This window comes from Ruegeria sp. CK3 (genome assembly GCF_056536565.1).
In genome coordinates this window covers 50637-64240 of sequence record NZ_JBQFPV010000008.1, presented here as the reverse complement: position 1 = coordinate 64240, position 13604 = coordinate 50637, and the positions used below count along the sequence as shown (strand labels likewise).

Annotated in this window: 13 protein-coding genes; 6 read left to right on the top strand and 7 right to left on the bottom strand. The window is 59.4% G+C overall.

Translation table 11 applies throughout. From position 1 onward, the window contains the following. Positions 1-3: 3 nt before the first annotated feature. Positions 4-237 carry a putative hemolysin gene (locus tag ACR0C3_RS13090; protein WP_480758837.1) on the bottom strand — a complete coding sequence of 78 codons (234 nt, stop codon included), beginning with the start codon at positions 235-237 and terminating at the stop codon, positions 4-6. An 89-nt stretch (positions 238-326) separates the two neighbouring features. On the opposite strand from ACR0C3_RS13090, the gene ACR0C3_RS13085 reads away from it, so the two are divergent. From ACR0C3_RS13085 to ACR0C3_RS13075, 3 genes are all read left to right on the top strand, one after another. Beyond that, positions 327-1139 (top strand): TIGR00282 family metallophosphoesterase, encoded by an 813-nt coding sequence (locus ACR0C3_RS13085; protein WP_170377991.1) that lies wholly within the window; start codon positions 327-329, stop codon positions 1137-1139. A gap of 77 nt (positions 1140-1216) precedes the next feature. Further along, entirely contained in the window at positions 1217-2995 is a 1779-nt protein-coding gene (locus ACR0C3_RS13080) for an SLC13 family permease (protein ID WP_480758835.1), read from the top strand. 98 nt (positions 2996-3093) lie between these two features. Then, the gene (locus ACR0C3_RS13075; protein ID WP_480758834.1) at positions 3094-3828 is read left to right on the top strand and encodes a YbaY family lipoprotein; all 735 of its coding nucleotides are present in this window, start codon (positions 3094-3096) and stop codon (positions 3826-3828) included. A gap of 4 nt (positions 3829-3832) precedes the next feature. Here ACR0C3_RS13075 and ACR0C3_RS13070 read toward each other — a convergent pair whose 3' ends face one another. From ACR0C3_RS13070 to ACR0C3_RS13055, 4 genes are all read right to left on the bottom strand, one after another. Beyond that, positions 3833-5494, bottom strand: a complete 1662-nt coding sequence (locus ACR0C3_RS13070) for an FAD-binding dehydrogenase (RefSeq protein WP_480758833.1) — start codon at positions 5492-5494, stop codon at positions 3833-3835. 11 nt (positions 5495-5505) lie between these two features. Continuing rightward, entirely contained in the window at positions 5506-6363 is an 858-nt protein-coding gene (locus tag ACR0C3_RS13065; RefSeq protein WP_480758831.1) for a bile acid:sodium symporter family protein, read from the bottom strand. Positions 6364-6436: 73 nt separating this feature from the next. Beyond that, a complete protein-coding gene (locus tag ACR0C3_RS13060; protein WP_480758830.1) occupies positions 6437-7171 on the bottom strand; it encodes a glutamine amidotransferase in 735 nt (244 codons plus the stop codon). Between the two features lie 16 nt (positions 7172-7187). Further along, complete coding sequence (locus ACR0C3_RS13055) at positions 7188-8960, bottom strand: SLC13 family permease (RefSeq protein ID WP_170462052.1); 1773 nt, start codon at positions 8958-8960, stop codon at positions 7188-7190. A gap of 110 nt (positions 8961-9070) precedes the next feature. Between ACR0C3_RS13055 and ACR0C3_RS13050 the strand changes: the two genes are divergently transcribed. Together ACR0C3_RS13050 and ACR0C3_RS13045 are read left to right on the top strand one after the other, a co-directional pair. Next, on the top strand, positions 9071-9811 hold the full coding sequence (locus ACR0C3_RS13050) for a YebC/PmpR family DNA-binding transcriptional regulator (RefSeq protein ID WP_170352472.1): 741 nt from the start codon (positions 9071-9073) through the stop codon (positions 9809-9811). Between the two features lie 157 nt (positions 9812-9968). Further along, entirely contained in the window at positions 9969-11249 is a 1281-nt protein-coding gene (locus tag ACR0C3_RS13045; RefSeq protein WP_480758828.1) for an MFS transporter, read from the top strand. A 17-nt stretch (positions 11250-11266) separates the two neighbouring features. Here ACR0C3_RS13045 and ACR0C3_RS13040 read toward each other — a convergent pair whose 3' ends face one another. Both ACR0C3_RS13040 and ACR0C3_RS13035 read right to left on the bottom strand, forming a co-directional pair. Further along, positions 11267-11956: a nitroreductase family protein gene (locus ACR0C3_RS13040; protein WP_480758827.1), complete on the bottom strand. Its 690-nt coding sequence runs from the start codon at positions 11954-11956 to the stop codon at positions 11267-11269. A gap of 4 nt (positions 11957-11960) precedes the next feature. Continuing rightward, on the bottom strand, positions 11961-12878 hold the full coding sequence (locus tag ACR0C3_RS13035) for a LysR family transcriptional regulator ArgP (protein WP_480525203.1): 918 nt from the start codon (positions 12876-12878) through the stop codon (positions 11961-11963). 86 nt (positions 12879-12964) lie between these two features. On the opposite strand from ACR0C3_RS13035, the gene ACR0C3_RS13030 reads away from it, so the two are divergent. Beyond that, complete coding sequence (locus tag ACR0C3_RS13030) at positions 12965-13564, top strand: LysE/ArgO family amino acid transporter (RefSeq protein WP_480525201.1); 600 nt, start codon at positions 12965-12967, stop codon at positions 13562-13564. Positions 13565-13604 lie beyond the last annotated feature (40 nt).

Genomic DNA, 13604 nt, shown 5'->3' with positions numbered 1-13604 from the left:
TCGTTAGATCGAGTGGTTTTCGCGGAAGTATTCCCAAGCGTCTACCTCGCGGCCGCTGGCCAATATGCAAACGCCTGTTTGCCCGTCGGCACCGTCGCGAATTTCATATTTGCCACCGCTTTCCACGCAGAATGTGGCCGCAGGGTTCGCAATCTGCGTGTTGGAGTTGCTCGTTCCCGCCTGATCGCAAGCGGCAAGCGCAGTGAGGCCAAGGGCAGACAATAGGATACGCGACATCAAGTTTCTCCGATCTAAAGGGCTTTGACGGTTTATTACGGCAGCATAACCACTTGTGCTTCGCGTTGACCAGACTTACGACCAATGGGATGAGGATACTTTTTCTGGGTGACGTCATGGGCCGCGCGGGACGCACGGCCATCCAACAGCATCTGCCGCGTCTGCGCGACGAATGGCGGTTGGATTTTGTTGTGGTCAATGGCGAAAACGCCTCGAACGGGATGGGGCTGTCCGGGGATCATGCCAAACTGCTGCTTGATGCGGGCGCGGATTGCGTGACGCTGGGCGATCATGCCTTCGACCAGAAAGACATGCTGCAACACATCGAGAAAGAGTCGCGCATCGTGCGCCCGGTGAACTTTGCCAAAGGCGCGCCGGGGCGGGGTCATCGCCTGTTCAACGCACCCGGAGGGCGCAAGGTTCTGGTGGTTCAGGTTCTGGGCCAGGTTTTCATGAAGCGACCCTTTGATGATCCGTTCTCGGCGGTCGAGCCGATCCTGAAGTCTCACCCGCGCGGCGGACAGGCCAATGCCATCATCGTGGATATGCATTGCGAAGCGACCTCTGAGAAAATGGCGATGGGCCACTATTGCGACAAGCGTGCCAGCCTTGTGGTGGGCACGCATACGCACGTTCCGACGGCGGATTCGCAGATTCTGCCCGGCGGTACGGCTTATCTGACGGACGCAGGGATGTGCGGTGACTATGACTCGGTCATCGGCATGGACAAGGTCGAGCCGATGCGTCGGTTCATCACTGGTATGCCCAAGGCGCGCTTTTCCCCGGCCAATGGCGAGGCAACCCTCAGCGGAGTGTTCGTCGAGACCAATGATCAGGATGGCAGCGCAAAATCAGTGCGCATGGTCCGCGTGGGCGGTCGGCTGGAGCAGGCTGGGCCGTAAATGCTTGCCCTGATCATCGCAATGCGGGAAACTGGGTGTAAGGCGCTTGGGCCTAGGGTTCGGACTGAAAACCACGAATGCAATTCCTCTCACTGACAGACACGGGTAGCGCGATACTGGCGCTTTTGGTGGTCGCGGGCATGTTCGTGATGTTCCTGCGCGAGGTCTACCCGACCGAGGTCGTGGCCATTGGTGGCGTCGCATTGATGCTTGTGACGGGCATTCTGCCGTACCAAAGCGCACTGGCCGTACTGTCGAACCCCGCGCCTTGGACGATTGCCGCGATGTTCATCATCATGGGGGCGTTGGTGCGGACCGGAGCGCTGGATGCATTCACCTCGACGGCCCAAAAGCAAGCACAGGTGAACCCGCGCATAGCGATTGCCTTGCTGATGGGGTTTGTGGTGGTGGCGTCCGCGGTGGTGTCGAATACGCCGGTGGTCGTTGTGATGATCCCGGTTTTTGTTCAGATCGCCCGCACGCTGAACGTGCCTGCGTCGAAGCTGCTGATCCCACTAAGCTACGCGGCCATTCTGGGCGGCACGCTGACCCTGATCGGGACCTCGACCAACTTGCTGGTGGATGGTGTGGCCCGGGCGCAGGGCATGCAGGCATTCACGATTTTCGAAGTCACGCCGCTGGGTATCGTGCTGGTGATCTATGGCATGTTTTACCTGCGCTTCATCGCGCCGCGCCTTTTGCCGGAACGGGACAGCATGGCCTCGATGTTGAGCGACCGGTCCAAGATGAAATTCTTTACCGAGGCCGTCATTCCCCCGGAAAGTAACCTGATCGGGCGCGAGGTCACCGGCGTACAGCTATTCAAGCGCCCGGGTGTGCGCCTGATCGACGTGCTGCGCGGCGACGATTCCTTGCGGCGAAACCTCAAAGGGGTGACGCTGAATGTCGGCGACCGGGTGGTTCTGCGCACCGAAATGACTGAGCTGCTGAGCCTGCAGAGCAACAAGGAGCTCAAGCGGGTTGATCAGCTTTCGGCTGTTGAGACCAAAACGGTCGAGGTTCTGATCACTCCGGGCTGTCGTATGGTGGGGCGTGCGCTGGGAACAATGCGTCTGCGCCGCCGCTATGGTGTCTATGTTCTGGCAGTGCATCGGCGGAACCAGAATATCGGATTGCAGCTCGATGAACTTGTGGTGCGGGTGGGGGATACTCTGCTGCTCGAAGGGTCGCCGGCTGACATTCAGAAGCTGGCCGCCGATATGGATATGGTCGATGTCACCCAACCGTCAGCGCGGGCCTTCCGACGAAGTCATGCGCCGATTGCGATTGGTTCTCTGGTCGGGATCGTGGTTCTGGCGGCTCTCGGCATTGCGCCGATCTTGCTGCTGTCCATCCTAGCTGTCGCTGCAGTCCTTCTGGCGCGCTGCATCGACGCGGATGAAGCGTTTTCCTTTGTCGAGGGTCGCCTGCTGGCGCTGATCTTTGCCATGCTGGCCATCGGGGCCGCCTTGGACGCGTCGGGTGCGGTGTCCCTGATTGTCGAAGCGGTCGCGCCGTCGCTGAGTGTTTTGCCTCCGTTCCTGATCATCTGGGCGGTGTACCTGCTGACCTCGGTTCTGACCGAGCTGGTCTCAAACAACGCGGTCGCCGTAGTTGTCACGCCGATTGCAATTGGTCTGGCGCAAGCCGTTGGGATAGACCCGCGTCCACTTGTGGTTGCTGTCATGGTTGCGGCTTCGGCTTCTTTCGCGACGCCGATCGGGTATCAGACCAACATGATGGTATATGGCCCCGGCGGCTATAGGTTCACGGATTTCATGAAAGTGGGTATTCCGCTGAACCTGACCGTTGGACTGTTGGCATCACTTCTCATTCCGTTGTTCTGGCCTCTGTAAGATCGGCGCTGACCCGCCGTCATTTTGCGGTGCCTCTTGCAAATCTTGGCCGATACACAAAGCTTTATGAATGTATTTTGCGACAAGAGGATTGGATCATGCCTGCAAAAGGAACCGCAATTGCCGCGATCGCCTGCGCGATGATGGCGAGCACTGGCTTTGCCGGAACAGTCGAAGGCTCGGCCAGCTATCGCGAAAGGATCGCCGTTCCGCCCGATGCAACCCTGTTTGTTGAGCTGCAGGATGTTTCGCTTGCTGATGCGCCAGCCGTGACGCTGGCGGCGCAGCGCTACGCTCTGTCAGCCGTTCCTGCTCCGTTCAAGCTGAGCTATGACGACGCCCTGATCAAGGACGGGCAACAGTACTCTGTAAGGGCGACAATTACTCAGGGGCAAAAGCTGCTTTTTACGACGGACACGGTCTATCCGGTTATCTCTGATGAGACCGGGAACTCCGTCGATTTGATGCTCGTGCAAGTTCAGGCGCAGGGGGCTACAATGCTGGAGAATTCGGATTGGATCGCTGCATCGCTAAACGGTGAGCCCATCGAAACGGAGAGACGGCCGGAGCTGATCTTTGGCCAAGGTGGCGCGTTCTCGGGCACCGGCGGATGCAATCGGTTCACCGGTCAGGCCGAGATCTCAGGCAACCGCATCGAGTTTCCCGACAATATGGCGGCCACCCTCATGGCTTGCCCGCCACCTTTGGACGAGATCGAACGCGCCTTCCTGAAAACAATGCAGAGCGTCACCACCTTCGCCGTGCAGGGCGATGCGTTGGCCCTTCTGGATAAGGCGGGCGAGCCGGTCATCAAACTCGTCCGCAAGCAGTGACGCATCAGGCCACAGCGCGGGATCGCCCTGCGTTGCGGCCTGAGAAGATGCAGCCGCCAAGGAAGGTGCCTTCAAGCGCGTTGTAGCCATGATAGCCTCCGCCGCCGAAACCGGCGACCTCGCCGGCAGCAAACAGGCCGGACACCACTTGCCCGTCCTCTCCGATCATCTGACTGTCCAGATTGGTTTGCAGCCCGCCAAGTGTCTTGCGGGTGAGCACGTGCAGCTTGACCGCAATCAGCGGGCCGTTTGAGGGATCGAGGAACTTGTGCGGTTTGGCCGTCCGGATCAGCTTGTCACCGCGGTAGTTGCGTGCCGCCAGAATCGCCATCATCTGAGCGTCTTTCGAGAACGGATTGTCGACCTGAGAGTCCCGCGCCTCGATCTGCGCCCTCAGATGGGCCTCATCAATCAGACCTCCGCCCAACTGGTTCATGCCGCTGACCAGCTCGGTCAGAGTGTTCGCGACGATGAAGTCCTCACCCTTTTCCTTGAAAGCCTCAACAGGGGCTGTGGCTTTACTGCCCGACAGGATGCGCTGGCGGATGACCTCTTTCCAACTGCCCGAGGTGAAATCGGGGTTCTGTTCCGACCCCGACAGAGCGAATTCCTTTTTGATGATCTTCTGAGTCAGAACGAACCAGCTGTACTCGTGTCCTGTTTTCAGAATTTCGCGCAGCGTCCCTAGCGTGTCGAACCCAGGCAAGCAGGGCGGTTGCAAGCGGTTGCCCTTGGCATCGAACCACATCGAGCTTGGACCGGGCAGGATCCGAATTCCGTGTGCGGGCCAGATCGGATCCCAGTTTCGGACGCCTTCCGTATAATGCCACATGCGGTCGCCGTTGATCACATGGCCGCCCGCCTTTTCGCTGATCGCGATCATGCGCCCATCGACGTGAAACGGGACGCCTGCAACCATGTCTTGCGGAGGCTCGCCCAGACGGTCGCGGGGCCAGTTCTTTCGAACCATCTCAAAATTCCCGCCGATCCCGCCCGAAGTGACGATGACCGAAGGGGCGTAATATTCGAACTCGCCCAGCTCTTCGCGGTTGGTTTTGGCGCCGCGTTGGGCTGTATCCTCGGCCAGAACTTCGCCCGAGACACCTTTGGCGCAGCCGTTTTGCATGATGATGTGGCTGACCTGATGGCGGAACTTCAGCTGGACCAGCCCGGCGCTGACATGTTCCTTCACGCGGCGGATGAAGTGTTCCAGCACGCCGGGGCCGGTGCCCCAAGTGATGTGAAACCGCGGGACCGAGTTGCCATGCCCGTTCGCATAGGAGCCTCCACGCTCGGCCCAACCGACCACCGGGAACCAGCGCAGACCCATGTCATGCAGCCAAGGACGCATTTCCCCTGCGGCGAACTCGACATAGGCCTCGGCCCATTTCCGGGGCCACAGATCGTCGTCGCGATCAAACTGCGCACTGCCCATCCAGTCGCGTAGCGCAAGATCGTGGCTGTCTTTGATGCCCATCCGGCGCTGCTCGGGCGTGTCGACCATGAAGAGGCCGCCGAGGCTCCAGAACGCTTGTCCGCCCAAGAAGCTCTCGGGTTCCTGATCCACAACGATCACCGTCTTGCCCCGGTCACCCAGCTCGGCCGCAGCCGCCAGCCCGGCCAGTCCGCCTCCGACGACGATCGCATCTGCCGTGTTATTGGCCATGTCAGGTCCTTTCAGCGTTTGCGAAACCAAAGGAGGAAGGGGAACACAACGACATACATAGTGACGCCATAAACCGCCGAGGGCAAAGCCAGAGTGCTGAACCCGGTCTCGGTTCCCGTGATCAATGCCGCCAAGGTCAGCCCGAGGGTCGAGTTCTGGATGCCGGTGTCAATCGAGATGCTTTTACACTCGGCCCAGGACAGGTTCGCGGCGCGCGAGACACCCAGACCGATCAGAAGCAGCGCGATATTCAGAGACACCAGCCCGGTACCCATGATGCCAAGGTTCTCAATAAAGAGCTGCCAGTTCCCGGCCACGGCGGCGATGACGATCAGCACGAACAGAGCGCCAGCCAGTTTGGACAACCCGCCCTCGATCCGGTTTGCAAACCCCGTCGCAAACCTGCGAACCGTGATGCCGATGGCGACGGGCAGGGTCGTGATCAGGAACATGGCGATCGCCAGCCCAGTGATGGACACTTCGGGCGCGTCTTCGCCCATGAAATGCGCGATGGTCCAGGCAGCCAGGATCGGCACAGTCAGGATCGACAGGATACTGATCACCGCGGTAAGGCTGACCGAAAGCGCCACATCGCCCTTGGCAAATTTTGTTAGGATGTTGCTGGTCACACCACCCGGACAAAAGCTGAGCAGCATGAAACCGACGGCAATCTCCGGCGGCAGACCTAGCAGTTTGACGGTTGCAAACGCGGCGATTGGCAGCAGCACGACCTGACAGAGCGCACCAATTGCAAACGGGTATTTGCGGGTAAGGACACGCCGGAAATCGGCGATCTCAAGCCCGATACCCAAAGACAGCATGATGATGGCGAGCGAAACAGGCAGGCCGACATTGATTAGAAAATCCAAGAACAACTCCTCCCAAAGTCGTTTGAATGCAGACTAAGCGAGGGGGAAACCGTCAGGCAACCGCGTCGTTAGGTCATCTATAGCGTTCTACAAACCGGCGCAGGATTTCGCCGGGCTGAGTGACGTCTGCGGCGTTGCAGATGTCGATCAGGCGCTGGGCGTCCTCGGGCGGGAAATAGCCGTGATGCTTGTAGATGTTGATACGCTGTTCAAAGTCTTTGGCATCGGCCTCCGGATGGAACTGCGTTGCATAGACGTTCTGCCCCCAGCGGATCATCTGAAATGGGCAGGGGTCCGAGGCGACAAGATGCAAGCATCCATCGGGCAGAGTCTGGACGGCTTCTTTGTGGCCGACGAAGGCGTCGAACTTGGGCGCAAGGCCTGCAGTCAAGGGATCAGCGGCGCCGTCCTCTGTCAGGCGGCAGGCCGAGGGGCCGACCGGCTCGCCGAAACGGGCTTTGCCGACGTCGCCGCCCAAATGCGCGGCCAGAACGCCTAAGCCATAGCAGCAGCCCATAAAGGGATGATCCTGTTCCGTGATCTGCGGCATCAGCCCCATGACCGCGTTTTCGATCTTTGTGTCCAACTCGGATTTCGTTGCCGGATCGTCGCTGACGCAGCCAGGGCCTCCGCCAACGATGACACCCGCATAGTCGGTGACATTCAAGCCTTTGGGCAGATCCTCGCAATCCAGCCTTATGCGGTGAGTTTGCTCGGGCGTCAGGCCGGTTTTGTCGAGGATCGAGGCATATTCGGCGTCCGATGCATCAGCCTCGGGGCGCAATTGGAGGATCAGAAAGCGTTTCATAGTGGGGCTTTACCTGTCAAAGCGGCCAGAAGACAAGGATCGCGGGGATCGAGACCGCGATGATCAGGATTTCAAGCGGCAGACCCATGCGCCAATAGTCACCGAACCGATAGCCTCCGGGCCCCAGAACCAGCGTGTTGTTCTTGTGCCCGATCGGCGTGAGGAACGCGGCCGAGGCGGCAACGGCCACCGTCATCAGGAACGGATCGGGAGAGACCTCGAGCGTGCGGGCCATCTGGATGCCCACGGGGGCGGCGACAATGGCCGTGGCCGTGTTGTTCAGTACGTCCGACAGCGTCATCGTCACAACCATCAGAACGGTGAGGATGGCCCAGGCGGGCAGGCCATTTGTCAGCTGGATCAGGGCATTGGCGATCAATTCGGTGCCGCCTGAGGTCTCCAGCGCGCTGCCCAAAGGGATCATCGAGCCGAGCAGCACCACAACAGGCCATTCGATGTGATTATAGATGTCACTGATCGGCATGATTTTAGTCAGAACGTAGGCCACGACAACAAAACCCAGCGCGATGGGCAGGTAGATCAACCCTATGCTGGCCGCCAAAACCGCAGTGGCGAACAGGCCGATGGCGAGCCAGGCTTTTTCGTTGGCTGTTACGTTTAGGCCCCGCTGCGCCAATGGCAGGCAGCCCAGCCATTCTGTCACGTCGGCACCCCGGTCGCGGGGGCAGAGCAGAAGCAGGATGTCGCCGGCCTCGACCTCGGTCTTACGGACCTGTTCGGTGATGCGGCGACCCTGGCGCGAGATGCCCATCAGAACTGTGCTTTGTCGCCAAGCAAGACCCAGCCCCTGCGCGGTGCGGCCGGTGATGCGCGCGCTTTCCGTGGCGACCACTTCGATCACCTCAAGCCCGTCGCCTTCTGCCGTCAGCATCTCTTGCCGGCGAGTGTCCGAGAAATCCAGCTTTAGCGCTGCGCGGAATTCATCCAGCGCTTCGGGCCGCGCTTCCAGTACCAGCGCGTCGCCCTCTTTCAGAGTAGCGTGGGCAGATCGGCCATAGCGCCGTTTGCCGTCGCGGATCAGGCCAATGATTGCCACGTCGGACTTCTCGGCATCCTCGTATAGCTCGCTGACGCGCTTGCCGATATGGGGTGACTCGGAGGGCAGGGTGAGTTCGGCGATGTACTCGGCCAGCGCTTCCGAGGCTTCTTCCTGCGCGCCTCGGTTTGGGATCAGCCGCCAGCCGATCAGCGAGACGAAAGCCAAACCGGCGATGGCCGCGATTCCGCCGACGGGGGCGAAGTCGAACATCTTGAACGGCTCGCCCAAGGTCTCGGCCCGGATCGAGGCGATGATGATGTTTGGCGGTGTCCCGATCAGGGTCGCCATGCCACCCAGGATCGTCGCAAAACTGAGCGGCATGAGCGTCAGCCCCACAGCGCGCCCCGCTTTGCGCGCAGTCTGTATGTCAACCGGCATCAGAAGGGCCAGTGCGGCGACGTTGTTCATGAACGCCGACAGAACTGCGCCGATCCCGCCCATCAGTGCGATATGGGCGCCAAGACCGCGCGAGGCATCCACGAGGGTGCGCGTGATCAGGAATACGGCCCCGGATCGGACCAGCCCAGCCGAAACTACCAGCACCAAGGCAACGATGATTGTTGCAGGATGCCCGAACCCGGCAAAGGCGTTGTCGACTGGCACAACACCCAGCGTGACCCCGATCATAAGGGCTGTGAAAGCCACAAGGTCATACCGGAAACGGCCCCAAAGGAGCATTCCAAAGACTGTAATGAAAAGCGCAAACAGAATGATTTGATCGGTCGTCATGCGGCCACCTTACCCTCAGATGGGCGTCTCGCAAGCCGCTCTCTTGATCCTTTGCCCCGCAAACGTCTATATGAGCGCCGAATACGCTAACATGATGACGAGGACGCACCATGGCAGGCCACTCCAAATGGGCCAATATCCAGCACCGCAAGGGACGTCAGGACGCCGCGCGGTCCAAACTGTTTTCCAAACTGTCGAAAGAGATCACCGTGGCCGCCAAGATGGGCGACCCCGATCCCGACAAGAACCCGCGCCTGCGTCTGGCGGTGAAAGAGGCCAAGTCAAACTCGGTCCCGAAGGACGTGATCGACCGCGCGATCAAGAAATCGGTTGCAGGAGAAGGCGACGAGTACGAAGAAATCCGGTACGAGGGTTACGGCCCTAACGGTGTGGCCGTGATCGTCGAGACCATGACGGATAACCGCAACCGGACGGCCTCGACCGTGCGCTCGACCTTTTCCAAGAACGGTGGAAACCTGGGCGAAACCGGCTCGGTCGGGTTCATGTTCGACCGCAAGGGTGAGGTGGTCTATCAGGCGGATGCAGGCGATGCGGATACTATCTTTGAAGCTGCGATCGAGGCGGGTGCTGAGGATGTCGAAAGCTCGGAAGATGGTCACATCATCTGGTGCGCCGATACCGATCTGAACGATGTATCGAATGCGCTGGAAGAGGCGCTTGGAGAGTCCGAATCCACCAAGCTGGTCTGGAAACCCACCACGACCACAGAGTTGGGTCTGGAAGACATGCAAAAGCTGATGAAGCTGGTCGATGCGCTGGAAGATGACGATGACGTTCAGCGTGTAACAACCAATTTCGAAGCGACTGATGAGGTCATGGCGCAGCTCTGATTGCACTCGACAACTGGTACCTGAAAGCCCGGCCCGTTTGGTCGGGCTTTTGTTATTTCAGCTTCTGAAGTGTAGCTTGGCTGATCCGACTCAAGCGATTACTCTTTGAAATGTGGGCGAGAAAACAAAAAGGCTGGCTTTGATGCCAGAGTGATACATGGCGCGTGACCCGTCAGATCTGGCAAAACGCAATGTCCCGGTCCTGGCCGGGCAGAGCATTCTGTCTCAGGTCGCGTGGACCTTAGGCAGCCCGTCGGTGGTTTTACCGTTTCTGGCGGTCTCGTTCGAGTTGCCGATGTTCATCGCCGGGGCGTTGGTCTCGGTTCGCATGGTCGGCAGCATGATCGCGGATTTCTTTCTGGCGCGTTCGATTGCCGCGCGGCGCGAGAAGAAACGCGGGATCGCGATGACCGAAATTGCAATCGGAACCTGCCTTTTGGTCGCCATGGGGGTAGCCGCCACAGGCATCGTGCCGCTGATCGCCATTGCCTTCATCGCAGTCTTTTTCCTGATCGGGCTTATCGATGAGGTGCAGAACCTCATGTTAACCGATCTACTGGGCGATCATGTGCACTCGAAATCGCGAATGATGATGCAGTATTTGCAATTGGGGGCCGGTGGGCTGGGCGCCATAGGGTTGGCGCTTTTGCTGCATGAACTGACCAAAGACAAGCCGCCGTTTTCGCGCCACTCGGTCGTCATCGCGGTGTCCGCCACGTTCTTTTTACTGTCTGCCCTGTCGATCCTGGCGATGTTTGAAATCCGCAAGGCCAATAGTTCAGAATCCAATGAAGCCAAACACTTAGGGCTGTCTTTGAAGGCCAATATCATGTCCATTTTCAGCATGTTCGAACATGCTTGGTTTCGCCGTTACCTGGTCATGCGTATGCCGCTTGTCGTGGTGTCCTTGTCGGTGCCGTTTTTCGCTCTGATTGCGGCCGAGGCGCATCATAGCTCGGCCAAGGGACTGACCGCGATGATTGTGTCTTCGGCGTCTGGCTATCTGGTCTCGGCCCCGCTGTGGCAGCTGTTAAACATGAAATCCCATCGTACCGTCATGGTCGCAGGGACTTTGATGGTGGCGATCACGGGGATCGTCCTTTTGGCGTTTCACTATCTGGGCATCGACCACGAAGTGCACCTGCATGCGATTGCCCTGTTCATCGCAACGGTTGCCGTCACGGGGATCAGCAGCGCGCGCAAGCTCTACTTTCTGGACGTCGCTCCGAAAGAGCAGCGGGTTCAGGCCTCTGCCGCGATCAAAAGCGTCGCACGCCTGACCGCCGTTGCCATGTCAGCGGCTTTGGCAGCGGTCGCGCATATGCATGAGGTTTCGCTGGCGGTTGCGTTCATTGTGCTGTGCAGTCTGGTCGCAGCCGCGGCCTGTTACATGGTTGTCTTGCCCAAGCCAGCGACACCTGATTTGCAGGGCGACTGAAGTCACCAGAAGCCCAATCAGAAGAACGACGAAATCTCGTCCAGAGGTTTCTTCATCTTGGCAACGGAGGGGACAGTCGCGGCCTCTGATGGGTGACCAACGGCGATAATCATTGTGGGCTTTTCCGATGCTGGGCGCTCCAGCGCGTCATTCAGGAATTTCATCGGGTTCGGCGTGTGCGTCAGTGTCGAAAGCCCGGCGTGATGAAGGGCAGCGAGCAGAAAGCCAGTCGCAATATTGACGCTTTCGGGGACGTAGTAGTTTTTGTACCGCGTTCCATCCTCGAACTCACCCCAGCGCTGGGCGAAAACCACGATCAGCCAGGGGGCAATGGTCAGGTGTTCTTTGACCGCGTTGGTCCCGATGGGCTCTAGCGCTTTGATCCATTCATCCCCTGCGCCGCCAGCATAGAAACGACGTTCTTCTTCTTCGGCTTCTTCACGGATGCGCTGTTTCAAAGCCGGGTCAGCGATGGCGGCAAAATGCCATGGCTGGTGGTTGGCCCCGGATGGCGCGGTGCCTGCGGTCCGCAAGCAGGTCTCAATTACTTCGCGATCAACGGGGCGGTCGATGAAATCTCGAACGGTATGGCGCTGTCGCATCTTGTCGTAGAATGCCTGCGCGGACTGCTGCATCTCGGCATCGCTCATCTCGCACCGGTCGGGCAGAGGGATCGGATCATAGCTGAGCGCATCGCGTGAGAACATTGTCTTACTCCGGATTTTTGCTGTTTATCTGGCGGTCGGCATCCGGGATCAAGGCATTTGCAGCGCCCCGTTTTACGGCCTTGGTCAAGGGGGTCAGAGTCGATGCCAACACGCGACCAACCTGCCAATTGAGGGGCACGTCCAAAGGCGCGTCTGGCGCGACTTCGCAAAGTCTGCCGTCCTGCAAAGCGTCGCGCACCAAGGGTTCGGGATTCATGCCCCAGCCCAATCCTGCAATAGCGGCATCGACAAACCCATGGGATGAGGGGACGAAATGCGAAGGCGGTGAGAGTCTCTGCCCGGTTTGGGCCGCCATCCAGACCCGCTGAAGGCTGTCCTTGCGATTGAAGACAAGGCAGGGCGCTTTTGCCAGCGACCGTGCGGTCAATCCCTCACTGAACCAGCGCTTGGTGAATTCCGGGCTTGCCGTCGCGAGATACCGCATCGCGCCAAGGGCATGCGTATCACATCCGGTGACCGGTTGCCCTCCGACGGTGATTGCGGCGCTAACCTCGCCCCGGCGCAGCCAGTCTGCCGAATGCTCCTGATCGTCGATCACCAGATCGAACAACAGGTCCGGCACCTGCGTCATCACATCGATGAACCACGCGGCCAGAACATCGGCCGGAAGGGCGATGCGCACCCGCGCCGGACCGGGGCCGCTCTCCAAGGTCAGTTCGCGGGCAAGTTGGGACTCCAGCAGCCCGATATCCTCGGCATGTTTGGCAATCCGCAGCCCTGCAGGCGTGGCGGTGCAGGGGGAGCCGCGATTGATCAGGCTGGTGCCGATGCGATCCTCCAACGCTTTGATCCGCTGCGAAATTGCCGAGGGCGTGACGGACAGCTCAGAGGCGGCGGCGTCAAAGCTCCCATGCCGCAGAATCGCGGCCAGCGTGTTCAGGTGATGTGGATCTATCAGCATTAGACAAACTTAATCCTACTCAGTATCTTTAATTTGATAGGCCGAGATGAAGTCGGTAGTCAAACCTTCAAACGACAGGAGGTTTCATGTCCGCCCCCCTCATCGCTGGCTTTGTCCTTAGCTTCAGTCTGATTCTGGCCATTGGTGCGCAGAATGCGTTCATCTTACGGCAGGGTTTGCGGCGCGAGCACGTGTTTGTCTTGTGCCTGACCTGCGCTGTTTCGGACGCGATCCTGATTACCGCCGGGATCGCCGGGTTTGGCACGTTGGCACAGGCCGCGCCTTGGTTTGAGAAGGTGATGCGCTATGGCGGCGCCGCGTTTCTGACATGGTACGGATTGCGCAGCCTGCGGTCAGCCTGGCAGGGCGGGGCGGCGATGGAACTGGGCGAGAGCCAACGCACAAGCCTGCGCTCGGCGATGCTGACCGTGCTGGCCTTCACCTGGCTGAACCCGCATGTCTATCTGGATACCGTGGTGCTAATCGGCTCGATCTCGGCCCAGTATGACGACCGGTTCAGCTTTGCCATTGGGGCCGTGACCTCAAGCTTTGTTTTCTTCTTCACGCTGGGCTACGGGGCCAGGATACTATCGCCGTTTTTCGCACGCCCACGCGCATGGCAGGTGCTGGACGCGCTGATTGGGATTGTGATGCTGGGAATTGCGTGGAAGTTACTTGTCATGTGACGGGTTGTTCTGCCGGTGAATTCGGTGTTCAACCGGGACC